A 24,722-nucleotide genomic window follows, 5' to 3' on the forward strand; every position below is an offset into this window, starting at 1 on the left:
TGTGTGGTGGCAACACTTCGTGGGCGAGCCAGAGGGCGATGACAGTGACGTCGACGCCTGCGTGCAGGAGTCGAAATCACGGTCGAGTGCCGCAGCACGTGCAGAGTGATCTTCTTGCCCATCATTGAGTGGCTCGAGGCCGGTCGCAGGGCGAGTCGAACTTCCTGGCGTTGGTGGTGCTGCTGCCGTGGTTCCGCAACTGCGACCAGCCGCGATCGCGCGAGAGACCCATAATGGCCTCGAATCCGCCGCCCGGCACGGACGCAAGCGGCTGCTTCCGCGTCGCCACTTGGCCGGGAATCGCTCGGCGACTACTGCGGTTCAGACACACCTTCGAGCACTGCGAGGTCGCGCACCGCGTAACGGTGGTGCTCGGCTTCTTCCTTCAGCACTACCTTGAGGCAGCGGCGCACGACGTACTCCTGGTCGGGATACATGTCCGCTGGCTTGCGACCGCACGCCCGGTCAAGCTCCGTCGCAGTGAGCCCGTCGACGACACGCCGCATCGCGGCCATGCGGGCGAGCCGCGGCGCGAGCACCTCATCGAGCGTCGGGACGGCGTCAAGGGTGAGTCCGAGCCCCGCCGCAGCGTCGGGTGGCGTCCCCCCGGCGGGCAAGCCCAACGGATGGTAGGGCGCTTCCTCCTCGAGCACGGCATTGCCGAGCCAGGCATCGCAGGCGAACAGCAGATGCCGTTGTGTCTCGACCAGCGACCACTCACCGTCGACCTGCTCGTGCAATGTGGCCTCGGGCAACAGCCTCGCCCGGTCGAGCGTCGCGTCCCACAGGGTCTCGATGGCGTCCCAGGCAGCCCGGTAGTCCTCCGGGGACGCCGCGTCCCGCGCCAGCATCCGCGCGGGGTGCCGGCGGTCGAGCTCAGCCTCGACGTAGGCGGTCACGTCGACGTCGTTGACGACAAGGCGCTCGAAGAAGCCACCGAGGTAGACGTCGCTGCCGTAGCAGTCAACGATCTTCAGACCGTCCACCCCGCAATCGCGGATCTCAAGGCCCGCGAGATCGCATAGGTGGATACGAGCACCGCGAAATTGGTCGCTCTGAACGTATTCGGAAACCATCGAAGCAGTCTGGCCCATCCGTCCCGTCCGCGCCACGTTCGGCGACGGCCCTGAACGTCGACTCGAGGCGCGGCGCAGGACGGCACATCGAGACGAGGTCCTGAACCACATCTCCTCGGCGCACAGCAAGAACATCAACTCCCGTATCCCGGCGGTCCCCGCTCAACGGTCCTGCAACCGGGCGGACAACCAAGCCAGTCACCCGTCCACACTGGGGAAGCGTTCTGGAGCTGCCTTTCGCCGCGCCGGTCAGATCCAGGCTGACCGGTAGAGATCACGTGCCTCACTGCACCGGGCGTGCGGGTGAACAGGCTGCCCAATTGGACCGAGACGCCGATGACCATGGCTCTGCGGCCGTGCCGCTGTCTTATGAAAACTATGTGGTTATACCGATCTTGCGTCGGTTAGGGCTGGTAGGCAGCGCAGCCATTCGAGTGAGGTCCGCATCATCCGCGTCACGTGCCACCGGTTTCTCCGCCTGGTCAATGCCAGATCCAGACAGGAGAAAGATCATGACCTGGTCTCGGGCGCGGTTGGAGATCTCTGGGCCGCTGGCGTGGTACGCGGCGGGTTTCGCCGAGTGGTTGGGGCACAACGGTTATGCGCCGACGACAGTGCGGACACATCAGCGTCGCATGATCCGCCTGAGCCGGTGGATACAGACAGCAGGAATCGACTCCGCCGAGTTCGTCCCGGCAACCGTGGCCGCGTTCATCTCGGCTCAGAGTGCAGTGGGGCGGTTCCTGGACTGAAAGGCCGGATCGTGGGAGGCGCTTCTGCGGTATCTGCAGTCGATCGGTGTGTCGTTGGCCGACCCGCCGACCCCGGTGGTCACCGCCGCTGACGCGCTGTTGACCCGGTACGCCGAGTACGAGGCATCGGAGCGGGGCCTCGCTACTCGGTCGATCGAGCGGAATGCCCGCGCACTTCGGCCATTTGTGGAATGCCGGATGCACGACGGCCAACGTGGGCTGGAGCAGCTGACCGCCGCCGAGGTGACCGCATTTGTGGTCGAGCAGGCGCGGCTGGCTCCCCGTTCGCTGGCGCATCTGATGCCTGCGTTGCGGTCGCTGTTGCCGTACCTGCACGTCACCGGGGTTATCCCGGTGGGGCTGGCGAGCGCGGTGCCGACGGTGGCCCGGTGGTAGTTGACCGGGTTGTCCAAGGCCCTGCCCGAAGATCAGGTGCGGGGCGCTGTTGGCCTCGGGCGACCCGGAAATCGAGATAGGGCAACGGGATCAGGCCATCATGACCGTGATGTGGCGGCTGAGGCTGCGCATCGGCGAAATCGCCGCGCTGCGGCTCGAGGACATCGATTGGCGCCGCGGTGAATTGATCATCAGGGGTAAGGACCCGCGCTGTGGGCGGCTGCCGCTGCCCAGCGATGTCGGGCGGGTGATCGTGTCCTATCTGACCGGCTGGCGGCCCGAGACCGATGCCCGGCACGTGTTCGTTTGCGCGAAGGCCCCGCCCGGTCCCATGTTCCGCAATACGGTAACCAACGTGGTGGCCAGAGTCGCTCGCCGGGCCGGCCTGGGCGTGGTGCACGCGCATCGGCTGCGGCAGTGCGGCCACCGCCATGCTCAGCGCCGGGGCCTCCCTCGGAGAGATCAGCCAACTGGAGAGTGAAAGAGGAGTGGGGCGACACCTACACAGGACCACGGTCTGGCGTTCTGCTGGGAAGACGGTCGGCCGATCTACCCAGACATCATCACCGAGGAGTTCAACCGGATCGTCGATTTCCTTGGGCTGTCGAAGATTCGATTTCATGACATACGCCACACATACGCGGCGATCGCACTCCGGACCGGTGTGCACCCGAAGATTGTCAGCTCCCGGCTTGGTCACGCGACCGTGGCGTTCACCCTGGACACCTACTCCGCGGACATCGAGGACCTCGACCGCGACGCTGTCGAGGCAGTGATTGGTCTGTTCCTGCCGTCCTCAGCGAGAGGGCTGATCTGACGTGCGGCGACGCCGGTTTACTACCACTTTTACTACCGAGACCTTCAGGACAGGGGTCTCACGGTATGCAAAAAACCCGAAAACCCTCGACCTGTGCAGGTCAGAGGCTTTCGGTTTGTGTGGGCGATACTGGGATCGAACCAGTGACCTCTTCGGTGTGAACTATGGCACCAATACCGCGCTGACCTGCGGAAACAAGACTTCTGCAGGTCGGTGCGGGGTCCATTCAGGTCCATTGATGACCGTTCCGGCATGTTGAGTGCGCGGAGCTGCTCCCAATCTGCTCCCACTCCGTGCTCCCAAGGCTAATGACTCTGTCTCGTCTGTGGTCGGCGTGCACGCTCGGCGACAGAAGTGGATGTTTGACCGCTGTTGAACATTTCTGGTTTGGGGTGATCGCGTGCGCACCCCACCGAGGGTGGACGAGGCGGTTGCCCCCAGCCTGGACACCTTCGAACGCATGCTGACCAGTCTGTGACTGACAGGTTGCTTGACTTGATGCTGAACCGCCGTTCGAGCTTGTCCGAACTGAGCCTCGGCGCCAGGTTCCGCGAGCCTGAGATCGAGGCGGTGTCCGTCGCGGGTGCGGTAGTGGACGCGCCAGGACTGCACGCGGATCTGCTCTGTCCAGGCCATGACGGCCTCTCAGGTGTACTGGAGCAGAGGCCTCAGTTGTGCGCCCAAGTTTCATGAACGCAAGCTGACCCGACAATCGGTCTTGATGCCCTGGAACGGCAACGCCCGACTTCAACCCCTTGGGCCCCGGTGGATGACCTTCATCGGTTCAACGTCGGGCCTGTTCGCGTGTGTAGGGATCATCGGACACGTTTTTCGCCGTATCGACCGTCAATTCGACTAGATCGAATCCTTGTGGACCTCTGCCCCAACCGCCGGCGGTCCGGCGAGTAGGACAAAAATCTTGTGGAACGAGTGGGGGGACGCGCGGACCCGGCGCCTAGAACCAGATCAGGCGGGTGGAACCCCCGACGCCACCTGCTACGGGAGACGGCATGACGGAAGCGCGACGACAATCGGGACACCCCGAGGACGATGATCACGCCCAGGCCTGGGCGATGCTGTCCGACGAGGAACTCGCCGAGGTCGTTGCCGAGGCGGTGACCAGTGAGGACGTCGTCCGTGCCGAGGCTGCGCTGCTCGGTGCGGACGCGGCCGCGAGTTCCGACGCGGAGCGGTTCGAGCGGATCGAGGCCGACCGCCAAATGGTCGAGCTGCTCGCGTCGACCGGGTTCACCGGTCCGCGGTTCGACGGGGTGTTTCCCAGGCTGAGCGGCCGGATGATCGGGTACGCCTACCCGATCATCCGGCTGTGGGTTCGCGAAGGGCAGATCTTCCGCGAGTGTCTGCGGTACCGCGGCCACATCAACCCGGCCGCAGCCGCGGCGGCGAGGGCGTGGTCTGACGCCGAGCGTGAAGAAGCGGTGATGGACACTCTCCTTCGCGGCGTCGACTTCTTTCTCGACTACGGGCTCCGCAAGGGGAAGTGGGACCACCGTCGGGGAGCCACCCTGGCGACCTACTTCATCGGGTCGTGCGTGTGCTGCTTCATCAAGGTCTGCAACGACCGGTGGAAGCAGGACCAGCTGCAGGAGGCGTTCATCCGCTCCGGCTCCCGCAACGAGCAGGTCGATGGCGACGGGACCATCGACCTCGCGGAGCACCTGGTGGATCCGGGGATGGACCCCGGCGAGCGGGCGCTGCTGCGCGTCGAGGCGGCGAACGCCATGTCGGCGATCACCGACGAGAAGGTGCGCCAGGTGCTGGCGTTGCGCATGACGGGGATGACTCAGGCCGCGGCCGCCGACGAGGTTGGGCTGACCGCCAAGGCCGTCGAGCGCAGGCTCCACACGCAGCGCCGGAAGCTCCGGCCGCCGAATTCCACCAGCGCAAACGAGGACGAGGGGAGGTCGTGATGACCTTCAACACCAGCAACGAGATCGACCTGTGCTTCCCGCCCACCGCCGATGAGGTGGCGACCGCGTTCGAGGATGAGTTCGACCGGTTGCTCGAGCAGTCCAGCCTGGGGGCCTCTAATGCGCGCGCAATCCAGGAGTTGGCCGGAGCCGATGTCGTCGAGCAGGTGCAAAGCCGTCTCGATCGCAAGCACGGCGAAGACGGTTCGGCTGAACCCGAGGGCGATGTCGACGACTTCCTGCTCAGCCTCGTGTGCTGGGCGGCTGCGCCGGGCAAGCGGGACCAGCTTCACAACATGCACGTTCGTTTGAAGTTCTGGAAGAGTGCGCCGTTTCCGATCTCCTTCCTGGCCCCGGAGAGGGAGAGCAGGGGCACGGCCATCGCGATGGTCGCCTGGCTCGCTGAGGCGAACGTGTTCGAGCACGTGCGGCGGGACATCGCCAGGTCGGTGCTCGACCTGACCTTCCGCAGCGAGGGCATGCCCCTCGGTGTGCTGCTTCTATTGCAGCACAGCGCATTGCCGTGCAGCGGTGTAATCGACGACTTGACCTGCCGACGCCCGCGGGCCGCGCTCACGGACTGGGTGAGCTGGTGCGAGCGGCGTGGGCTTCCGATGGTCTCGCTTCCACCGGCCGCGACTTGCCCTGCTTTGGAAAGGGCGGCGACGGAGCAGGGCGATGAACAACGTGACGCCGCACGGAAAACTCCGCACGAGCTTTGGACGCGTGTTGAGAAGGGCCGTCCAGACACGCGTCTGGTCCGGCCGCACGACATGCTCGACGACCTGGTCATAGCCATCGAGCAGTTCGCCGTGCGCTGGGACAGCAACTTCGCGGAGGTGTGGTCGGCGTCGATTCCCCCACCTGCCAGGGAAACGGCCGATGTCACGCCGCTCATGGGTGCCATGCTCGGGCTGATGCACGAAGGACCGCAAACTAGCAGGATTCTTGTGCCTGCGGTGCACCGACGATTCCAATTGCCGGATGTCACTCACGCGGGCGTATGCGATTCACTGGGGCGTTTGCACAAGAGTGGCCTGATCCAACCCACCAGCAGAGGCCGTGCGATCAGGCGGTACGAACTCACCAGTTTGGGGAGAGCAACGTTCCGGCAATGGCTGTTGGGCGAGCAGGGACCAGACAGGGGAGGGGTGGTGCTGGGAATGCTCAGCACCACGTCGTTCACGGAGGAACAGCAGACCAGGCTGGTCGTCCTGTCCAGGGTGCTGACGATCGACGACGACCAGGCCCGTGCCCTGAAGAAGTGGATGACCGCGAAGCAGGTCACGATCAACGACACCTGCCACCGCATTCTGGTGAACCTCATCGGCACAGGCCGGCCGTGAACGATCGCCCCGGCTCGCACGAGTCCGATGGAGGACTGCCGGACCGCCCGCAACGACCGTTGTCCCGAACAGGCACCGGTTCTGCTCGACGGCGGCCCCCCGCCCGGCACACGACACCTAAGGCGTTTCAACGGCGCAGCGACAGGAGATGAGGCAGGTTTCTGTAACACGCCCCCGAGTTTCTGACCATGACGACGTGACGTGTCCTGGCGTCAGTGATGGCGGCAGGACACGGGAGAACGACGATGGCGGGACATGACCTATACGGGTCTCCTGCGGGCGGCGTCGACCGACTCGTCACCTGTCAGCTGACTCGCGGCGTTGCGTAGTGGTCACGGATGTGGGCGTGGAAGTACTTGCCATGACTCGTGGCCTTGATGAACTGAGCGTGCACCTCGACAGGCACCGCCTGATACCTGTAGGTGCTGCCGTCCGTGAACGTCACCTCTAGGAGGGTTGACGACGCGTCGTAACCGATGGAGCGGATGTTGGATGAGGTGACCTGCTGGTGATGCATGTCTCTCCGATCTGTCAACGAGGTCCTTGACCTGCGGATTTGGCCTTCTTGAGTAAAAATGTCGGTGGTGCGCGGTACAACATCGGTAGCGGACTCGGGGAGGGCTGATGGCAGGCAGTGGGCGTCATGACGACTGGGATCTGACCACTCCGAACGGCTGCCGGTGGTGTGGTGTGGTCCAGCGCGAGCACGCGCGAAGGTGGACGCCCCCGACTGGCTGGCACCAGTGGGAGCCTCCGACCGACGAACAACGCAAACACCGGATGCTCGCGCGCCGACGTGGCGGCGCAGAGCCTCAGGAGGCTGAGGCGTGGCTACTGTGCGGCTAGTTCGGTGAGTTCCTGAAAGATCTCCCGCAGTTGGCGTGGCACCTCGTCGGCGCTGCGCAGGGACAGGGCCAAGCCGACCATCATGGCCGGCTTGCCCGCAGGTCCCAGTTCGCTCTCCGTCTGGAGCATTTCCTGGACGTCCCCGCTGAACTTCTTGCCTGCCCGGTGCCGGGTGAAGTCGGCTGGAGTCCACGGCTCCGGCCTCGGCCAGCGTTCGTTCGCCACCCGAGCCCAGAGTTCGTCGTTGAACAGTTCCTCCAACTCCCGGACGTTGTCCGGCTGTCCCACGAAGACGACCACGTCGTCGAACCGATCTTCGAAGATCCGCCGGAGGGACGCCTCCTTGAACAGCGACTCGCGTTGGCTGTCCGCGTCGATCATCACGAGCACGTTCCGGCCGTGTTGGACGAGGTACTTCCCGAGGTGCAGGGCGCCCGCGTTGTTGTCGCAGGACCAAAGCGCGACTCCGGCGGCTTGGAGCGAGAGTCCCTGGCTGAGCCGGAAGAGGTGCGGCACCGCTTGCTGCTCGGTGTCTCCCTCGACGGCGAGGAAGTAGCGTTCGTGCAGCAGCACCGAGTTGCGCAGACCGACGCTCGCGGCAATCTTGCCGAGAAAGTTGTCGATGTTGTCGTGCGTCTCGGTGCCGAGGCGCTCGACGACGGAGTGCCCGTCCTCGATCTTCAGGTGCACCACGTCGGCGATGTCCACGCCGTCGATCAGGTTCATCGAGTGCGTCGCGACCACGACGTTCACGTGCGGGATGGCGCTCTGCTCGCGGATGAGGTCCATGACCTTCCGCTGGTGGGTGTAGTCGAGATGGGTGTCCGGTTCGTCGTAGACGACGATCGTCTGGAGAGGCGTGGCCTGCTTTTCCCCGTCGGTGACCTGCTCCTGGGCCTGGTCCGCGAGAAGTTCGCTCGTCCACTCCCAGATGGCCAGCGAAATGCGCCGCTGACTGCCCAGCCCGGACCGGGTGAGGTCGACGGGGCCGCCGGCCTTGCGGGAGATGCGGATGCGGGTGCCGCGCAACGCCTGGCTGAACGAGACGTCCGGCTCGACCACGACGTCGGTGATGTCGGGGCACCGCTGCATGATGTGGTCGCAGAGCGACTTCGACTCGGTGCTCAACCGCATTCGGACCTCTTCCTCCAGCTCGGTGAGCTTGCCCTGGAGGCTCGGGTCCTTGATGTGCGCGGAGAAGCTGGAACTCAACGCCACCTTGATCGCGTTCTCGGCGCTCGCCTTGGTGCCGTCGAACGACAACAGCCGGGGGAGCCGGTTCTTCAAGTCCTTCGGGAGAGGGATCCAGTCTTCTCCGCTGGAGTTGTCCTGGCCGTACGCGCGCAGAGCGGCGAGACGCTGCTCCTTGAGCGAGACGGGAGGCAGCCCGAGGTCCTTCATCAAGGCCGCGAGCTCGGGGGCCTTGTGCTGGGACAGGTCCCGCAGCCGCGGGTCCGTGGGAACGGCGGCCCTGAGTTCCCACGAGGCGCTGGTGCCGTCGCTGATCCTGCGGATGCGGATCAGCGACGGCCGCTGGAAGGTCTGCTGTTCCCACTCGTCGAGGGCGAACTGCCCTTCGACCACGATCGTCGCGCAGCGCTCTCCCGAGCCGCCGGTGGTGTAGGTGAGGTCGGCCTCTTCCGCGGTGTGCTCGCCCAGCAGGAAGCTGAGTCCGTCGAGCAGCGCGGTCTTGCCCCCGTCGTTGTGCCCGGCGACGAGTGTCGGCGAACTGACCGGAATGCCTTCGACCCGCATGAGCGAACGGAATCCGCTCACGGAGAAGTTCATCAGGTCCATGTTTCGGGAATGCTCCGTTCTGCAAGGCCGCCGCGCTCCCCGAACCTGCCCGCGGTCTTGCTCATGTGAACTCCAGGGCGGCTGACGGCACGCCCGAGACTCTGATGCTAACTCCGCCGCGAACCGGTTCCTCACCGGGACACGCCAAGCGAGTCGTCATGACTGAGTGCTGATTCGTTGTCCTGGCAGGAAGTGCGGGTTTGACAGTCCGTGGGGTTCGACGCCGCGCCGTCTGCTGCGGGGCGATGGCCAGTTTGCCCGCCAGACTTGCGTTTGGACAGTTATGGGACAAATCAAGGACATTCGAGGTGAGTGAGGCACATACGAGGATTATCGATGTGTGGATGCGACAGTCCAATGGGTCACAACCCGAGCAGGCGTCGCTGCAGGAGGGCGCCCGAAATTGTCGGGGTCGCGTCGTAACCTCAGCTGATGGGGAACTCAGGGGACCTTCGAACACCAAACTGCAGCAGGGAGTCGTCGCTGTTCACGAACTTCATGCCCGTCCGGTTCTCCGGGCAAGTCATGGCCGGCGTGGTGCCCTTTGAGTCCGCGGATCAGTTGAAGGACCTCCGGGAGCGCCTGCGGGAGTCGCACGTGGTCGTCCGCGAACGCGGCAACATCATCTGCGTTCAGGTGGCCGAGGGCGCTGCACAGGTCGGCACGCAGCGCGTGGTCACGTCCGGCCCTGAAGACGTGCTGTTGCAGACCAGACTGCTCGAGGACCGTTTGCGGCGCGTGCTGATCACCGAGTGGAAGTACGAGCTGCGGCGTGAGTATCCGATGCGGTTCGTGTCGCGGAGGACCGGCGGGGACCTGCTGGCACAGGCGTTGGGGCGCGCCATCGGTGGGCTCCACGTGCATCCGGAGCACTCGATCGAGGTCCGCCGCAGTGGACCTCGTGGGTTTCCCGGTGTGGTGATCGGGATGAAGGCCCGCTACGAGATCGACATCCCCGCTGACGTCCTGCTGAAGCGCGGGGTCGCCGTGGTGGGGACCTACGTGATGGCCGAGTCGGAGCTTGCGCGGAGCTGGCCAGGTCAGGATCCGCAGGCGAAGCGCGCACTCGTCGGCCGCGCGGTGGCGGTCGAGGGCGACGAGCTGGTCGTGCAAGGACGGGAGGGCGAGGTGAAGATCTACGCCGCACAGGCGTGGATCGAGCCGAACAAGGCCAACTTCCACTCGGTGCTCCGAAAGGTGTGCGGCCGTTCTTTCGACCACGCTCTGGCCGCGCTGGAGGGCAAGATCGCCGCGTTCAACGATGCGCAGCGGCGCATCGCGGACACGGACAAGATCGCGAAGGTCGTGCTCGGCCTCGGACCTCTCGACGTCGCCGCAGGCATGAAGGCCCACCTGGCCATGCCGTTGCGCCTGAAGCGGGATCAGCCTTCGCATCTGCGGACGTTGACCGAGCCGACTTTTGTGTTCGACCACTCCGGCGACAAGACGGACCGGTACCCGGACTCCGGTCTGACCAAGTTCGGTCCTTTGGACGCGGAGTCGTTCACGCCGAAAGCGCCGACCATCGCCGTCGTGGTGCCCCGGCAGTTCCAGGGCAGGGTGGAGACCTTGCTCAACAGGTTCCGCGACGGTGTGCGAGGTTCCCCGGCGTTCCCAGCGGGCTTCGTGCGCAAGTTCAGGTTGACGGACTGCTCGTTCGTCCTCACAGCCTTCGACGGCGACGTTCAGGACGCTGCTGCGTACAAGCGCGCCTGCCTGAGCGCGTTGGAGACAAAGGAGAAGATCAACCTCGCGTTCGTCTTCACCAGCGCTGCCCAGGAACACCTGACGGGCAACGACAGCCCCTACCTCGTGTCGAAGTCGACCTTCATGAGTCAAGGGGTCGCGGTGCAGGAGTTCCAGGTCGAGAACATCACGGACCAGCCCAGCATCGCCTACCCGCTGACCACGATGGCGCTCGCCGTGTACGCCAAGCTGGGCGGGACCCCGTTCGCGATCAAGGACAGCGGTCAGCCCATGGCGCGGGAGCTGATCTTCGGTATCGGCAGTGCGCAGGTCGTCCAGGACCGCATGGTCAAGGGAGAGCGCTACGTCGGGATCACGACGGTCTTCAACACCGACGGCACCTATCTCGTGTCGAACGTCTCCAGGGAGGCGCCCTACGAGCAGTACCAGCAGGCGCTGCTGGACACATTGCGCGCGTGCCTCACCGAGGTCAGGGACCGGGAGGGGTGGCAGCCGAAGGACTTTGTCCGGTTGATCTTCCACGTCTTCAAGCCTTTGAAGGATGAGGAGGCCACCGCAGTGAAGGAGTTGGTGGCCGGGCTCACCACGGACTTCGCCGGGGTCGAGTTCGCGTTCGTCAACGTCGTCGCCGAGTCGCCGTGGATGATTCTCGACGAGAGGGCTGAGGGCATCAAGGCTGGACGGGGCTACAAGGGGAAGTGCGTCGCGAACCGCGGATTCGCCGTGCCGATCAGCAAGAGCGAGATGCTGGTGACGGTCACGGGACCACGGGAGTTGAAGACCGAACGGCAGGGGGCGCCACGGCCGTTGCTGCTCAAGCTGCACCGCGAGTCCACTTTCACCGACATCGACTACCTCGCCGGTCAGCTCTTCAGGTTCACCGCCATGTCGTGGCGTAGGCCGTACCCGACCTCGAAGCCGGTGACCATCCTGTACTCCGACCTCATCGCCGGCTTGCTGGGCAAGCTGCGCCACGTGACGAACTGGAACTCGGACGTGGTTTTCGGAAAGTTGCGCTACAGCAGGTGGTTCCTGTGACCGGGCCCGTCGACGTCCCAGCGGAACGCACGTACTTCGGCGGTCAGCTCCTGGCGTTCGCGGACCGGGTCGAGAGCGAGAACGTGCCGGGCAGCCTCGACGGCTTGTTCGCGCGCCACGTGCTCGGCGAAGGCACATCGATCCGGTGGCACGTCGAACCACAGCTCGACGAGTGGCTCAAGACCAACGCCGGCCGGTTGGAGTCCCATTCGGCGCTGGCTGTGCTGGGATATCTCGTCGGCCAGCGACCGGCGTGGCTTCCCGTGGTTAGCGACGTGCTGGTGAACGGACTTGAACGGCTGGTCGGGCGTGACCCGTATCCGGCGGATCGGATCACGCCGATGTACTCGGCGGGTATCGTCCTCGGTCTCTACCTCGCGGCGCGTGCGGTACGTGACCGCGTGCCGGGTTTCCTGGACTGGTTGAGGAAGTCGTTCGACCATCGCCTGCGGGAACCCAACGAACTGTGGATCGACCTCATGCAGAGGCACGTTCTCGCCGAGCTGACCGGTGAGCCGGCAAAGGTCTCCGATCTGGCGGCGATGACGGACAACGCGCTTGTCGCCGCGTTCTACCTGCTCGCGTCCGGCACCAGCGTCACGCGGGAAACCCCGGAGGATCTGCACGTCGCGAAGCGGCGGGCGATGCTCGCGTTCCTGCGCGCTGATCCCGCACATCTGGAGGTTCGGCACGCCGCGTTGTGGCTTCACTTCGCGGAAGCGGTCGCCGCGACCAGCGCCGACCAGTTGGTCGTCAGCGTGCCCCAGGTGAGTCAGGTGCTGAGCCGGTTCCCGCCGGCGATGAAGCGGTGGGTGTGGGACCCCAGCCACCACAAGGATCCCAAGCGCTGGCGCGTCGACGCGGAACGGGAGGTGCAAGCCATCCTGTGGGTCATGCTCCGGGCCGTGTTCGACGACGTGGTCGACGAGGAGAACCTGCCGAAGCTCGGGCACAGCGCTTATCGCGCGGACTTCGCGCTGCCCCGCCTCGGGTTGCTCGTCGAGGTCAAGTACGTGCGCACCAAGCACCACTTCAAGGACGTGGAACAGGAGGTGATCATCGACTCGATCGGTTACCTCAAGGACAGCGAGCGCTACCGCGAGGTCATCGTCTTCATCTACGACGACTCGTGTTCCACCGAGCACCACGACGAAACCCGACGAGCGTTGATCGACCTGCCGGGGATCACCGACGTGATCATCGTGTCGCGCCCAGGAGCGATCCCGTCAGCGGCCGAGCGCGCTGCCGTCCCGCCCTCTGATCCGTCCGCGCCATAGGCACCGTGCTTCATCGCGTCAGGCGGTAGGCCGTCCACGTCCTGTTGAGCGGTGTCCGCTCGAGTTCGACGTCAACACGGTCGTTGAGGCTCAGCGGGTATCGTCCGCCAGGCCCGCGATCCGGGTCCTCGAACTCGATGCGGACCTGCGGCCAGCCCCGGTGTTCTCGCCGATGCGGCCGAGCACCGCCACCAGCCGGCGTTCCAGAACCGCCACGCTGCCAGGAATCCTCACCGCGGCCGCCCGGTGGTCAACGAAGCAGGCCAAGACTTCGAGCAGGCGTTAGTGAAGCTGCGTGATCTCATGCGCGAGAACCTTGGCTTTAGTCGCTGCTAGCGCGCTTCAAAGTTCCTGAGCCGGCGGTTTCGTCAGTCCCACGATGACGTCGACGTCGACCGGTTGGCGGGTATGCCAGTGCTGCAGCAGTTGATGTACCTCTGTGGCGTGCCGCCAGAGACGGGGATCGAGTCCGTTGACCAGCTCGATGATCGACCGCTGTAGCTTCGGATCACGGAAGTCCGCGGTCAGCGTGGTGGACTGCGTCAGCAGTTCAGCTGCGCGTTCGAGCCGTGAGCGTTGATCTGATGGCGGATGCGCCTCGGCGACCGAGCGCAGCAGGACGGAGTCGAGCGTTTCGCGTTCGCCTCTGGGACGGTCGAGGCCCTGGCGTTGCCAGATCTCGTTGCTGCTGTACATCCGCAACTCGTGGACGGCCTCCTCCAACGCTGGTGGCGGGTTGTTGCGGATCTTGTCCACCCGGCTGCGGGCACTGATCGAGGCGTCGCCAGAGTGTCGCGCCCAGGCGGCGAGAGCGTCCAGTGCCGTAACCGTCGCTTTCCCGTGACTGCTGATGCGGGTGTCGATGGCGTCCAGCACCAGGCGGATCAGATCGAGATCCCGGCTGGTGATGCGATGCACCACTGACATCAGGCGGTTGACGGTGTCGCCTGGGTACGTGTCGAGCAGCCGCAAGGCGCGGGTGAGCAGGAGCTGCGTGTATCGAGGCTGCTGAGCGGCGATGTCCTCGTCGAGCATGTCGAGCGCGAGCCGAGCACCGGGCATCAACCAACCGGCCAGAGAATCGGTAGTGTCGAGCTCCTGAAGCATGAGGATCATGTCACTGCGCAGGGGTTCGTGTTCGACGAAGACCCTGCTCGCCGCGAACAGCCAGGTGTTGCGCCAGTGGGCGGACACCGCGAGGTGCTTCAGCACCTCCAACAGCTTGGCATCTCCTGCGGTGAACAGCGCCCTGCCGGCCATGAGCTCCTGCAGGCTGCGCACTTCGAATCCGATGGTGGCCCTGGGCATGCCCACCAGCAGCACCAGGCGATCGGTGGCCAGCACCAGCAACCGCCCCGCCATCCACGTGGCCTTCTCCTCGTCGTACCCCTCCTCGACGAGCCGGTCGTGGATCATGCTTCGCAGATCGCGTTCGGGCAGGTGCGCTTCTGCCTCGCCCGCGTGCTCGGCGCGGATCTGCAGGAGCAGTCCGGCGCGCTCGTGCACGCGGTCGATGTTGTTGCGCTGTTGCTCCAGCAGTCGGGAATCGGGCGTGTCCTTGCCGACCTCACGCTCGTACAGGGTCTTGTAGTAGGCCTCGAACAGGCCGTGCCGGTCCTGTGGTGCCCGGGCTCGTCGTTCCAGCAGAAGCGTCATGATCGTGACCTGCAACGGCGTGTGCATGAGCCGTGCGGTGAGCGGCTCGGCCGCTGCGGTGCGCAGTCGCTGTACGAGCAGGTCGTGCATTTCCGGGTCGTCCGTGTACTGCAGGCCCGCGAGGTGCTCGGCGTACTCCAGCGAATTGTCGGCGCGCATGGGCTGCAAGGTGAGCTGGCGGTAGTACGCCGGGCTCAGCTCGCCTCGGTATCCCTGTGGCCGGGTGGTGGCGACCACCAGCAGGTCGGCTTCCGCCTGCGCCGCGTCGACGAGGAAGTCGCGGACGGCGGAGAGCGTCGCCTCGCGGGTCTCGGGGTCAGCGACTTCGTCCAGGCCGTCGAGCACCACCAACCAGGGCCACTCCCGCAACCACGCGCGGGTCATCAGCGCGTTGATTGGACCGGTCGCGCGCGCAAGGTCGGCGATGTAGTCAAGCAGGCTGATCGAGGGACGTACCGCTAGCGCGTCTGCGAACTGGCTCAACGCGACCCGCACCGGCCATCGGTTGCATCGGGGCGTCGGGATGTTCAGCGTGCTCAGGTGGTCCTGATAACGCCGGAGCATCTCCGGCACGTCCGGCCCCAGCGTGTGGGACGGGCGCTCGGACAGCAAGGCCACTCGGTACACCTGGCACAACAGTTGTCCCAGGGTGGTCTTGCCCTGCCCCGGACCGCCGACGACCGTGAGGTGCGGTAGATCCGCGGATGCGGGTTTCCCTCGCCGGATTCGGTTGCCGTGCTGGACGATGTGGGCGACGACGCCCTCGACGGCTTCGGAGTGGCTCTCCCCGTCAGGACCGGGTTCGAGTTGGGCGGGCAGGTCGATCGCGACGTTGCTCAGTTGCAGCTTGCGATTGTTCGGCGCTCCGGCCTGGCCCAGCCGGACCCACTGCTGTGCCATCAGTTCCTTGGCCGCCTGGCCGGTCAGCAGCGTGGAGAAATCAGTAGGAGGAACCTGATCGGGCTTCAGCGATGTCAGCGCCCGGTAGGCCTCGGACAACACGTCACCCGTCAGGGTGAAGCCGGAGTAGGTGCGTCGTACTCCGTCGTGGACGTCGAGGAAGCGGCAGATCTGGTCGTGGTGCCACACCGCCCAGTCCTTGAGCTCAAGGCCTTTGGTGGTCACGTAATGGCGAATGAGTTGATCGACCTTGTCGATGCCGCCTCGGCCAGGATCAGGTGACAGCACGACGTTGGTGCTGAAGACCAGGTACTGGGGAAGCCGTCCTTTGGTGGTGCGCCTGGCACCGACCTTGACCCAGTTCTCCAGCTCCTTGCGGACCTCGCCGAGGAACCAGTCGGTGTCCGGTCCGGTCTGGCCTGCGGTGCGGCGGAACTTGGCTTGCAAGATCCCGTAGCCGTTCCACGGTCCGGACGCAGGCTCAGGCTGCGGATAGCGCATCCGCCCTTCGAAGGTGGCTTCGCGACCGCCGTCGGGTCCCGCTCCGAACACGGACACCGCACTACCCAGTACCGCGATGGTCAGCGACTGCGACATCTCCTCGAACTCCTGGGCTCCCAACCGGGTCAAGTCGTACCGCACCCAGACGTCCTTCCCCTCTTGGAAGCCGCCAACTTGCTTGGCGCATCTCCAAGAACCTTACTGGCATGCCAGACGAGTTGATCTCCGAGCGTCCCCGGCCTGAAGCGCACCGGGGACTCGCCAAAGCGGGTGCGCCGGAGAAAGTAGGCTCATCCGGTGAGCGACAAGGCTCGTGCGGGCAAGGGAAGCATCGCCGGCGCCTCGGGCGATGCCGGTGTCGGGTTCGTCGTGCTGTCGAGGCGTACACGGTGGCGCACAGCCTGTCTTGGACTCCGTTGGCAGGGTTGGACATTCCGTCCACGGATGCTCGGTGACCTCGGTTAGTCCGGCGACGAGGACACGGTCGACGATCTTCGCGTCGAGTTGCTCAGCGATGGGATCGACGGGGACAGCTTGGCAGCGTCGGCGGAGGCGGCGCTTCTCGCGTTCCAGCTGGGCATGGAGTCCGAGTACCTCGGCCTTGTGGGCACACTGCTGAAACACGACAGATGGAGTTCTGCCTCGGTCGCACTGCGCGCTGTGGACCCGGCCATCACGCGGCTGGTCGCGGACGGGCTGGAACGGATCAGATCACCAGCACCGGATGGGACGGGCGCATGAAGATCGTCGGCATTTACCAGCTGTACCTCGGGTACGTGCTTCCTCGACTGAACGAGGGGGAGGAGGCCGGGCAGATCGGGATCGACGCGGGTGACTTCAGAGCGTGGGTTCGTCCGAAGGCGTTGGGCGACCCGCTGTTTCCCGAAGACATTGATGTCACGCTTTCGAGCATGCAGATATCGATCGCCCGTGCGGACGGATCCGAGGGAAAGCTGGATTTTGCGGTGGAATCGACCTGCCTCGACCGGGTGCAGGTCGTCCTGGAATGGGAGGTGGACCCCGACGCCTTCGACGTGGACGAAGAATTTCAGCGGTCATTGGACCGAGTCACGATCATGGCCGACTACTACCTAGACCACCTCCGTTTCGTGGCGAACTCCCCGTTCGTGAAACGAATCGACCGTTCGTGGAGGACTCAGGACGACCGATTCGTCATCAACGTTCCTTACAGCTGCACGTGGTTCAACGGAGACGACAGATCGAGTCTGGGCGTTTTTGGTCCAGGGGTCAATGGTGTCGCGAAGTCCAACAGCATCAGATCGCCTGAAACCGGCGTAGCGGATCTGGCCGCTCTCGAGACCAGCCTGGGCACGGCGTTGCCGCCCCCGTTGCACCGCTCACTCATCATCGACGCCGAGGAACACCTTCACGGCACAGTGCTGCGGGAAGCCGTCCTGTCCATGGCCAGCGCTTGTGAGATCGCCGCGCATCTTCTCATTGCCAGGAATGGAGGCGAGCGAGACGGAACGATTGCCCCGGTTCTGTCCAGGCGCAACGTGCCCTTCGCGCAACGGTATTACGACGATCTTCCCAGCGCTGTGGCGGCGAGGTCGCTGCGGACGGAGGACGCCGAGAGTTTCGATCTGGTCCAGGAGATGTATGGGCAACGGAACTGGCTGATGCACAGGGGAGCCTTCAAGGACGACTTCCTCGATCTCGGCTGGCGTGATCAGCATCGTCGGGTTCATTCGTGGCTTGTCGCGGCGCGAACAGCGGTCTCATGGATCGACACGATATGAGCCTCCCGCGCACTCGTGTCAGCGTCACGCTGACGGCGGTCAACGAGCATGCCGCTGTAAGCAGGAGAACACACCGGTGTCGCTGCCCAGCGTCAGCACTCACTGCTCGCTAAGCCTGGAGGAGTGGATCTTTGTTGACTGTGTGGACTGACAGCAACACTCTTCACAATTCGTCAACTGCGTTTAGTTGCGTTGGAAATCCTGCTTTTGCAGGTCAGCGGCGCGTGAACCCGTATCTGGGGGTTATGGGTCGGCCAAGCTAGTAGACCGTCGCTTCTAACCTATGGGGTAGAGGTGGCGGAGTCGGGTGCGGGCGTCGTCGGTGGTGAACTGCCAGTCGACTCCGCGCTGGTTGGTGTTGGTGGTGTGTTGCCAGGCGGTGAGTTCGGTGTTGAGGGTGTCGAGGTCGCTGATGCGGCGGTCGAGGCATTGCCGTGACAGTGCGGACAGTTCGATCTCGGCGATGTTGAGCCAGGATCCGTGTTTGGGGGTGTGGTGGATCTCCAGGCGCTGGGCCAGGGCGAAGGCCTCGCCGGGTTCGAAGGCCTCGTAGAGCGAGGCGATGCCGTGGGTGTTGAGGTTGTCCATGACCAGCACCACGGTCTCGGCGTCGGGATAGTCCACGGTCAAGAGCTGTCTGACCTGCCCGGCCCAGTCGAGTTTGGTTCGCTGGGCCAGGGCGTGGACACGGCGCCAGCCTCGCAGGGGCTCGGCCCATACGAAGATCGCCGGACGGCCCGCCGACTACGAGCGTGCCTGGACCCGTACGTCACGACGATCGCGCTGGTTGACGGAGACTTTGCTGTGGGCCAGAAACCGGCCGGTGCTGGCGCGTGGGATCGTGCCTGTCGCCGCCCGCGCGCCATGGCTGTTCGCCGCCGCTGTCGACCAGTTGGCACGCTGATGCCGACGAACATCGAATGGGACGTGGTGGTCGTCGGGGCAGGGCCTGCGGGATCGACAGCCGCGCTCGCGGCGATGCGCGCGAATCCCGCAGCCCGAGTGCTGCTGCTGGACTCGGCATCTTTCCCGCGCGACAAGATCTGCGGCGACGGCGTCGCGCCCCACGCCTTGGACATCCTTGCCGGGCTAGGAGTGGACATCGCAGCACTCACGGCCGGTACCGCTGCGGTCCATCAACTACGTCTGACCTCACCGCGAGGTGCCACGGCCGCACGCCGGTTCATTCGTCCGGCCTCGGTCGTGCCCCGCGCGCTACTCGACGCACGGCTCGTGCAGGCTGCCTGTGCCGCAGGCGCGCACCTGCGACAGCACCGGGTCCGCACACTCACCCCCGTCAACGGAGGTGTCGACATCGACGGTGTGGCCTACGCCCGCACGGTCATCGGCGCCGACGGCGCGGAGTCGGTCATACGGCGGCAGTGTGGAGCCAACCGAGCACGGGCGGGCACCGTCGCCATCGCGCTGCGCGGGTACACGAACGCACAGCCGTGGCCCGCAGGGGAACAACGACTCGTCATGACCACCGCACACTGGCCCGCGTATGCGTGGGTGTTCCCCGTCGGGGACGGCACTGCGAACGTCGGTTATGGCGAACTCATCCGCGGTGAGACGCCGACAAGAGCGCATTTGACGGAGCGCCTGCACCGACTGTTACCCGACTGCCCGCCCCTGGCGTTGCGCGGACACAAGCTGCCGCTGTCGACCGGCAGGCCCGAGGTCGGCCACGGCCGCGTCCTTCTAGCAGGCGACGCCGCATCGCTGATCAATCCGCTCACCGGCGAAGGCATCTACTACGCCGTCCTGTCCGGATTTCTCGCCGGCACCGCCGCACTGACAGCCGACCCCGGCGACCGGTACCGCAGAGCGCTGCGCCATCACCTGGGCACACACCTGCGGCACACCGACGCAGTCGCCCGGCTCATTCGCGCGCCCTGGCTCGTCGACCTTGCGACCACTACCGCACGTGACCACCAACGCGCGTTCGACAACCTCGTCGAGATCGGACTCGGAGCGGGCACCGTCAGCCCCGCCCTCGTAACGGCGATGCTCGCCACCCTCGTTCGCCATCCGCGTCGCAGGGATACCTGAACTGCCTCCGCAGGCTGCATGCTGAACTACCGATGATCGTCATGCAGGCTTCACTTCCGCCAGGTGCTCGTCGAGCCAGGTACGGAAGTTCTTGAGCCGCGGATTGAGAGAACGCACGACATCAAGGTCACGGGAACCGACGAAATCGTGCTCGCCCTCGGTGTAGAACTGGAACATGTTGCCCATCTCGTCGCTGGCGGGGAGATCTGCCGCGCGCACCTGGTCGTGCGGGACCGGGTAGTAGGTCACCGGCTCACCCAGCGCGTCAGCGAACGCCTCGGCGTACTGCGCGCCGGTCAGGTGCTCGCCCGCGATGCTCACGGTCTTGTCACGGTAGGTGTCCCCGGCCAGGAACACGCCATAGGCGGTACGACCGATGTCCTCGGACGCGATGCCCGGCAGCGCGGCCTGCCCGATCGGCAGCGCCAGCACCAACGCGCCGTTCTCGTCACGCCGCGGTGCGAAGCCGGTGATGAAGTTGTCCCAATAGAAGGTGGTGCGCAGGAAGGTCGTCGGGACACGCGACTTGCGGAAGAACTCATCCGCCTCGGCCTTCGCGTCGAAATGCGGCACCGAGTATCGCTCCTGCAGCACCGGCACCCGCTTGTCGGACAACGGCAGAACCTTCCGCGTGTCCTCCAGCGTCGACCAGACGACATGCGCCGGGCCCGCTGCCGCCACTGCGCGCGCGGCCCGCGCGGCCTGTGCCAACTCGACATCAGCGGAAAAGCTGTCCCAGAAGTTCGTGACGACGAAGACGCCGTACGCGCCTTCGAACGCCGCTCGCAGCGAGTCCTCATCCTCCAAGCTGGCCTCCACCACCTCGGCGCCGCGCTCGGCGAGCGCGACAGCCTTCGGTGCCGTAGCGCTGCGCGTGATCGCCCGAGCCTGGAAGCTGCCGTCGAGGTCGTTCAGGATGGCGTCGACCACGCCTCCGCCCTGCGCCCCCGTCGCGCCGAGTACCGCGATGATCTTCTTGTCGCTCACCGTGTCTCCTCTACCGTCTGCCTTTTCGCCAACTTACCTAGTTGAACAGGTAAGTTGGCCCGGAGATTCCAGAGGGCGGTGTGAGCTGGGTCATGACGGTCGGGTCGTTGAGCTCGAATCTTTGCGAGCAGGGACCATGGAGGGATGTCAGGACAGCAGGGTGGGCGGACGAGTCCAAGCGCTGCCGAGAGCGGCCCGGTGAGTTATCAGTTGTTTCGCGCGGTGCGACTGCACAGGATGCTGGCGGCTCGTCTGCTGCGTGATCTGGGCCTGCATCTCGGCCAGGAGCTGTTGCTGATGCATTTGTGGGACTCCGGCCCGGTGCGCCAGAGCGAACTGATCGCGGTGCTCGACTCCGACTCGCCGACCATCACTCGGATGGTGCAGCGGCTCGGGAAGGCCGGCCTGATCGAGCAGGTGCCCGATCCCACCGATGGACGCGCAAGCCTGGTGTCCGCCACCTCCGCGAGCCACACCTTGCGCCCAGAAGTCGAGCGCATGTGGCGCGCTCTGGAGGCAGCGACCATCGGAGGCCTCACCGACTCCGATCTCTCTGCCACGCTCCGCACCTTGAACCAAGTCGAAGCCAACCTCACGACCGCCTTGGCCCACACCCGACCCGCGACGTAGAGATCACTGCCGCTGTCACAACTGCGCCACTGACTGCTCCTGTGCGCAGCAATGACATGTGGCTGTCAGAGACCTCGAGTCTCCGTTGCGATGATCGCAGCGTGCAGCCTGACAAGTCGCGCTCGGGCGCAGGTCGCCGCACCCGACCACAGGGCTCGTGCGGCAAGGCCTATGCCCGTGACGCCTGCCGGACACGGGCTTTCGATCACCTGAGCGCGTGTCCCGTCGGGTCGGTTCACGTGCGAGGAAGGGCAGCAGCGTTCAATTGGCCGGCGGCGGGCTGGGTTTGCGCCCAGGTGGTCCGTGCCGGTCGACCTCATCCGCGAAGCGAGTGAGCAGGGCGGCCAGATGTGCGACATCGTCCTGTGGCCACTGGTGCAAGGTCTCGGTGAGCCAGGTGAGCCGGAAGCCGGTGGCGCGTTGTCTGGTGTGGCGCCCGCTTTCGGTGAGCACGACCCTGGTCCTTCGGGCGTCAGCGGGTGAGGGTTCGCGTCGCACCAGTCCGGCCTTGGCGGCGCGGTCGACGAGGCGGCTGGCGGTCGAGTGCTCGGTGTCGGTGAACGCGGCGATGTCGCGGATCGTGGTGTCCTCGCCGGCCTCTGTTCCACGCGCGCACGCCTCGATCACCAAGATGCTGGACATGTCCACGGCGACGCCGCCGTCGTCGATGCTCGACCGCGGTGCACTCCACAGCCTGCGCAGTCTGACCAGAGCCCGGTCGAGGTCGTCCAGGGATCGCTCACCCGTCATGTATGTATGGTACATGTAATGGAGTGAGGGTGATCGGCGGAGGTGCTCGATGAGGATCGTGGTCTTGGGTGCGGCGGGCCGCACCGGACGTGTGACCGTGGCGGAGTTGCTGCGCAGAGGGCATGAACTCGTGGCGGTGGTGCGTGATCCCGAGCGAGCTGGGTTGCCCGGTGAGGTGACGCTCGTCGTGGGTGATGTGCGGAGCGCGGAAGTGCTGGAGCAGGCGGTGCCGGGGGCGGACGCCGTGGTGTCGGCGCTCGGGCCGGGTCCCGACGCGCCCCGGTTGCACGGCGAGGTCGCCCCGGTGCTGCGGGCGGTCATGGCCAAGCACAACGTGCGCCGCTACGTCGGTGTCAGCGGCGCAGGGCTCACGGTTCCCGGTGATCGCAAGAGTGTCCGCGACCGGGTCTTCTCGGCGCTGATGTCCCGGTTGCCGATGGTGCTGGACAAGGCTGCCGAGTACCAGGTGTGGGCAGGCAGCGGGATCCGGTGGACGCTGGTGCGGCCGCCGCGGCTGAACGACGAACCCGCCGAGGGCCGCGTGGAGCACCACGCGCACGCCTCTCCGCGGCGCACCGCGCTCAGCCGCGCCGATCTCGCTCTGTTCCTCGTCGACGTGACCGAGGACGATCTCTACCTCGAGCAGGCACCGCTGGTGGCGGCGCGGTGAAGGCCGTTGTGCTGCAAGGCCGCGGCGGCCCGGAGGTCCTCGCATGTGCCGAGGTGCCCGACCTCGGTGCGCCCCGCGGCGACGAGGTCCTCGTCAGGGTGCGGGCCAGCAGTGTCAACGGCACGGATCTGGGTCTGCGCCGAGGTGGGGTGCCGGTCCCGTGGATGCGGCGCGGGGGCTTCGTGCCGGGATTCGACCTCGCCGGCACGGTCGTCGCATGCGGACCGACGGTGACTGCTTTCGCCCCTGGTGATGAGGTGGTGGCGCTGCTCGGTCACCGCGGCGGAGGGCAGGCCGAGTACGCGCTGGTCCGTCAGGACCGGGCGGTGCTCGCTCCGCGCGGTGTCCCTGCCGCCGAGGCGGCGGCGGTGCCGCTGGCCGGTTTGACCGCGTTGCAGGCGCTGTACCGCCGAGCCCATCTGCACCGGCGGCCTGGCGCACGGGTGCTCGTGATCGGCGGAAGTGGTGGCATCGGCGTGTTCGCCGTACAGCTGGCGGCACTGGCCGGCGCACACGTGACAGCCACCGCCTCCATGGTCAAACGCGACCTCGTCGCATCCCTCGGCGCCCATGACGTGCTCGCTCCCGACGAGATCCGAGGCACCTACGACGTCGTGCTCGACACCCCCGGCGTACTGCCGGCGTCAGCGGCGCACCGCCTGCTGGGCTCAGGTGGCCTCATGGTGTCCACGCGGCCGGCGAGTGCCCAGGCCGTGCGGGGACTGCTCACCTCGGCGCTGGGCGGTCCCGGCTATTCCGTGGTGGCTACCTCGGCGAGACCCACGGACTTATCCAGGCTCGTGCGGCTCGTCGAGGACGGTGCCCTGCGGGTTCCCGTCGACCGGGTGTTCCCGCTCAGCGAGGCCTCGCACGCCCACGCGCATCTGGACAGCGGCACGAGCACGGGGAAAGTCGTTCTCGCCGTCGCAGAGGAGCCGGTGCCATGATTCTGATCACCGGCCCGTCAGGCAACGTCGGCGCTGAACTCGTCGCCCTGCTCGACCAGCACCCCGGCGTGCCGCGGCGCATCGCGAGCAGGCATCCTGTGCCCCATCGAGCCGATCACGCCCGCCTGGACTTCGCCGACCGAACCACGTGGACGAACGCACTGTCCGGTGTGGACACCTTGTTCTTGCTCTTCCCGTTGCCCGGCAACAAGGCAGCCCGCGAGCGGATCATCCCGTTCGTCGAGGCAGCGGCCCGAGCGGGATGCCGGCACGTCGTCTACGTATCGGTGTTCGGCGCGGACCGTCTCACCTTCCTCCCGCATCACAAGGTGGAGAAAGCGATTCAGGCCAGCGGCATGACCTGGACCGTACTGCGCTGCTCGTTCTTCATGCAGAACCTGCACCGCGCTGTGTCCACCCACGGCATCGACATCGTCGAGCACGGCGAACTGTTCGTCCCAGCGGGCAAAGGACGGACAACGTTCTTGGACGCGCGGGACGCCTCAGCCGTCGCACTCGACGCCCTGCTGCACCCTGATCGCCACCGCGACACCGTCCACCACCTCACCGGCGGACAAGCACTCGGCATGTCCGACGTCGCCGCCGAACTAGGTGTCGCACTGGGCCGGACGATTCGCTACACCCGCCCCGGCCTGATCCGGTTCACCATCCGGCTGCGGCGCCGCGGAGTCGGTTGGGACAGCATCGGCTTCATGGCCGCGGTCTACACCGCGACGCGGCTCGGCCTCAACCAGCCGGCCACGGACGAGGTGAGGACGTTGCTGGGCGAAGAGCCCACCCCACTGCGGCGCTTCCTCGACGACTCGGCCTGGCGCTGGCGAGACCGGCGATGGACCTGACTCACTAAACCGTCCGGACGGTACAG

General features: G+C 65.8%; 20 protein-coding genes and 1 pseudogene. 13 read left to right on the plus strand and 8 right to left on the minus strand.

Features of this window, described 5'->3' with window-relative positions; genetic code table 11:
* Positions 1 to 311 precede the first annotated feature (311 nt).
* Positions 312 to 1,076, minus strand: coding sequence for a DinB family protein (locus IEY88_RS16670; protein WP_189155670.1), 765 nt, complete (start codon positions 1,074 to 1,076; stop codon positions 312 to 314).
* A gap of 800 nt (positions 1,077 to 1,876) precedes the next feature.
* Here IEY88_RS16670 and IEY88_RS16675 point away from each other — a divergent pair.
* The 5 genes and pseudogenes from IEY88_RS16675 to IEY88_RS16695 all read left to right on the plus strand — a co-directional run bounded on the left by IEY88_RS16675 (position 1,877) and on the right by IEY88_RS16695 (position 6,318).
* The gene (locus tag IEY88_RS16675; protein ID WP_189155671.1) at positions 1,877 to 2,224 is read left to right on the plus strand and encodes a site-specific integrase; all 348 of its coding nucleotides are present in this window, start codon (positions 1,877 to 1,879) and stop codon (positions 2,222 to 2,224) included.
* Positions 2,225 to 2,273: 49 nt separating this feature from the next.
* Positions 2,274 to 2,705 carry a tyrosine-type recombinase/integrase gene (locus IEY88_RS16680; protein WP_189155672.1) on the plus strand — a complete coding sequence of 144 codons (432 nt, stop codon included), beginning with the start codon at positions 2,274 to 2,276 and terminating at the stop codon, positions 2,703 to 2,705.
* 33 nt (positions 2,706 to 2,738) lie between these two features.
* A pseudogene (locus tag IEY88_RS45100) lies at positions 2,739 to 3,041 on the plus strand (tyrosine-type recombinase/integrase); the annotation flags it as partial.
* Between the two features lie 1,010 nt (positions 3,042 to 4,051).
* Positions 4,052 to 4,972 carry a sigma-70 RNA polymerase sigma factor region 4 domain-containing protein gene (locus tag IEY88_RS16690; protein WP_189155673.1) on the plus strand — a complete coding sequence of 307 codons (921 nt, stop codon included), beginning with the start codon at positions 4,052 to 4,054 and terminating at the stop codon, positions 4,970 to 4,972.
* Positions 4,972 to 6,318 (plus strand): hypothetical protein, encoded by a 1,347-nt coding sequence (locus tag IEY88_RS16695; RefSeq protein ID WP_189155674.1) that lies wholly within the window; start codon positions 4,972 to 4,974, stop codon positions 6,316 to 6,318. Before IEY88_RS16690 ends, IEY88_RS16695 begins: the two co-directional genes overlap by 1 nt.
* Positions 6,319 to 6,622: 304 nt before the next feature.
* On the opposite strand, the gene IEY88_RS16700 is transcribed toward IEY88_RS16695, so the two are convergent.
* Together IEY88_RS16700 and IEY88_RS16705 are read right to left on the minus strand one after the other, a co-directional pair.
* Positions 6,623 to 6,835 (minus strand): KTSC domain-containing protein, encoded by a 213-nt coding sequence (locus tag IEY88_RS16700; protein WP_189155675.1) that lies wholly within the window; start codon positions 6,833 to 6,835, stop codon positions 6,623 to 6,625.
* 314 nt (positions 6,836 to 7,149) lie between these two features.
* Positions 7,150 to 8,952, minus strand: coding sequence for an AAA family ATPase (locus IEY88_RS16705; RefSeq protein WP_229693451.1), 1,803 nt, complete (start codon positions 8,950 to 8,952; stop codon positions 7,150 to 7,152).
* A 441-nt stretch (positions 8,953 to 9,393) separates the two neighbouring features.
* Here IEY88_RS16705 and IEY88_RS16710 point away from each other — a divergent pair, with 441 nt between their 5' ends.
* Complete coding sequence (locus IEY88_RS16710) at positions 9,394 to 11,706, plus strand: argonaute/piwi family protein (RefSeq protein ID WP_189155677.1); 2,313 nt, start codon at positions 9,394 to 9,396, stop codon at positions 11,704 to 11,706.
* Positions 11,703 to 12,983, plus strand: coding sequence for a PD-(D/E)XK nuclease domain-containing protein (locus IEY88_RS16715; RefSeq protein WP_189155678.1), 1,281 nt, complete (start codon positions 11,703 to 11,705; stop codon positions 12,981 to 12,983). Before IEY88_RS16710 ends, IEY88_RS16715 begins: the two co-directional genes overlap by 4 nt.
* Positions 12,984 to 13,073: 90 nt before the next feature.
* Here the strand turns inward: IEY88_RS16715 and IEY88_RS45105 are convergent, their stop codons facing one another.
* The gene (locus IEY88_RS45105) at positions 13,074 to 13,199 is read right to left on the minus strand and encodes a hypothetical protein (RefSeq protein ID WP_268241241.1); all 126 of its coding nucleotides are present in this window, start codon (positions 13,197 to 13,199) and stop codon (positions 13,074 to 13,076) included.
* A 126-nt stretch (positions 13,200 to 13,325) separates the two neighbouring features.
* Positions 13,326 to 16,181, minus strand: a complete 2,856-nt coding sequence (locus IEY88_RS16720) for an NACHT domain-containing protein (protein ID WP_189155679.1) — start codon at positions 16,179 to 16,181, stop codon at positions 13,326 to 13,328.
* Between the two features lie 596 nt (positions 16,182 to 16,777).
* Here IEY88_RS16720 and IEY88_RS16725 point away from each other — a divergent pair.
* Entirely contained in the window at positions 16,778 to 17,800 is a 1,023-nt protein-coding gene (locus tag IEY88_RS16725) for a hypothetical protein (RefSeq protein WP_189155680.1), read from the plus strand.
* A gap of 276 nt (positions 17,801 to 18,076) precedes the next feature.
* Here the strand turns inward: IEY88_RS16725 and IEY88_RS16730 are convergent, their stop codons facing one another.
* Positions 18,077 to 18,526, minus strand: coding sequence for a transposase (locus IEY88_RS16730; protein WP_308425995.1), 450 nt, complete (start codon positions 18,524 to 18,526; stop codon positions 18,077 to 18,079).
* Positions 18,527 to 18,604: 78 nt separating this feature from the next.
* Between IEY88_RS16730 and IEY88_RS16735 the strand changes: the two genes are divergently transcribed.
* Complete coding sequence (locus IEY88_RS16735) at positions 18,605 to 19,852, plus strand: geranylgeranyl reductase family protein (protein ID WP_229693453.1); 1,248 nt, start codon at positions 18,605 to 18,607, stop codon at positions 19,850 to 19,852.
* Between the two features lie 39 nt (positions 19,853 to 19,891).
* On the opposite strand, the gene IEY88_RS16740 is transcribed toward IEY88_RS16735, so the two are convergent.
* Positions 19,892 to 20,839, minus strand: coding sequence for an NmrA/HSCARG family protein (locus tag IEY88_RS16740; protein ID WP_189155681.1), 948 nt, complete (start codon positions 20,837 to 20,839; stop codon positions 19,892 to 19,894).
* A gap of 198 nt (positions 20,840 to 21,037) precedes the next feature.
* Between IEY88_RS16740 and IEY88_RS16745 the strand changes: the two genes are divergently transcribed.
* Positions 21,038 to 21,469: a MarR family winged helix-turn-helix transcriptional regulator gene (locus tag IEY88_RS16745; protein ID WP_229693454.1), complete on the plus strand. Its 432-nt coding sequence runs from the start codon at positions 21,038 to 21,040 to the stop codon at positions 21,467 to 21,469.
* Between the two features lie 261 nt (positions 21,470 to 21,730).
* Here the strand turns inward: IEY88_RS16745 and IEY88_RS16750 are convergent, their stop codons facing one another.
* The gene (locus IEY88_RS16750) at positions 21,731 to 22,219 is read right to left on the minus strand and encodes a MarR family winged helix-turn-helix transcriptional regulator (protein ID WP_189155683.1); all 489 of its coding nucleotides are present in this window, start codon (positions 22,217 to 22,219) and stop codon (positions 21,731 to 21,733) included.
* A 49-nt stretch (positions 22,220 to 22,268) separates the two neighbouring features.
* Here IEY88_RS16750 and IEY88_RS16755 point away from each other — a divergent pair, with 49 nt between their 5' ends.
* The 3 genes from IEY88_RS16755 to IEY88_RS16765 are packed head-to-tail and all read left to right on the plus strand — an operon-like array spanning position 22,269 to position 24,696.
* Entirely contained in the window at positions 22,269 to 22,889 is a 621-nt protein-coding gene (locus IEY88_RS16755; protein WP_189155684.1) for an NAD(P)-dependent oxidoreductase, read from the plus strand.
* Complete coding sequence (locus tag IEY88_RS16760) at positions 22,886 to 23,836, plus strand: NADP-dependent oxidoreductase (protein ID WP_189155685.1); 951 nt, start codon at positions 22,886 to 22,888, stop codon at positions 23,834 to 23,836. Before IEY88_RS16755 ends, IEY88_RS16760 begins: the two co-directional genes overlap by 4 nt.
* Entirely contained in the window at positions 23,833 to 24,696 is an 864-nt protein-coding gene (locus IEY88_RS16765) for an NmrA family NAD(P)-binding protein (RefSeq protein ID WP_189155686.1), read from the plus strand. The genes IEY88_RS16760 and IEY88_RS16765 overlap by 4 nt, the downstream gene beginning before the upstream one ends.
* The last annotated feature ends 26 nt before the right edge of the window (positions 24,697 to 24,722 follow it).

It is taken from the genome of Lentzea pudingi (assembly GCF_014646255.1).
Taxonomy (GTDB): Bacteria; Actinomycetota; Actinomycetes; order Mycobacteriales; family Pseudonocardiaceae; genus Lentzea; species Lentzea pudingi.

What these genes read in the sequence shown, in the direction of transcription:
- IEY88_RS16755 (WP_189155684.1), top strand. Translation starts at nt 22,269, where the DNA reads ATGAGGATCGTGGTCTTGGGTGCGGCGGGCCGCACCGGACGTGTGACC.
- IEY88_RS16725 (WP_189155680.1), top strand. Translation starts at nt 16,778, where the DNA reads ATGAAGATCGTCGGCATTTACCAGCTGTACCTCGGGTACGTGCTTCCT.
- IEY88_RS16695 (WP_189155674.1), top strand. Translation starts at nt 4,972, where the DNA reads ATGACCTTCAACACCAGCAACGAGATCGACCTGTGCTTCCCGCCCACC.
- IEY88_RS16700 (WP_189155675.1), bottom strand. Translation starts at nt 6,835, where the DNA reads ATGCATCACCAGCAGGTCACCTCATCCAACATCCGCTCCATCGGTTAC.
- IEY88_RS16690 (WP_189155673.1), top strand. Translation starts at nt 4,052, where the DNA reads ATGACGGAAGCGCGACGACAATCGGGACACCCCGAGGACGATGATCAC.
- IEY88_RS16765 (WP_189155686.1), top strand. Translation starts at nt 23,833, where the DNA reads ATGATTCTGATCACCGGCCCGTCAGGCAACGTCGGCGCTGAACTCGTC.
- IEY88_RS16705 (WP_229693451.1), bottom strand. Translation starts at nt 8,952, where the DNA reads ATGAACTTCTCCGTGAGCGGATTCCGTTCGCTCATGCGGGTCGAAGGC.
- IEY88_RS16670 (WP_189155670.1), bottom strand. Translation starts at nt 1,076, where the DNA reads ATGGTTTCCGAATACGTTCAGAGCGACCAATTTCGCGGTGCTCGTATC.
- IEY88_RS16710 (WP_189155677.1), top strand. Translation starts at nt 9,394, where the DNA reads ATGGGGAACTCAGGGGACCTTCGAACACCAAACTGCAGCAGGGAGTCG.
- IEY88_RS16750 (WP_189155683.1), bottom strand. Translation starts at nt 22,219, where the DNA reads ATGACGGGTGAGCGATCCCTGGACGACCTCGACCGGGCTCTGGTCAGA.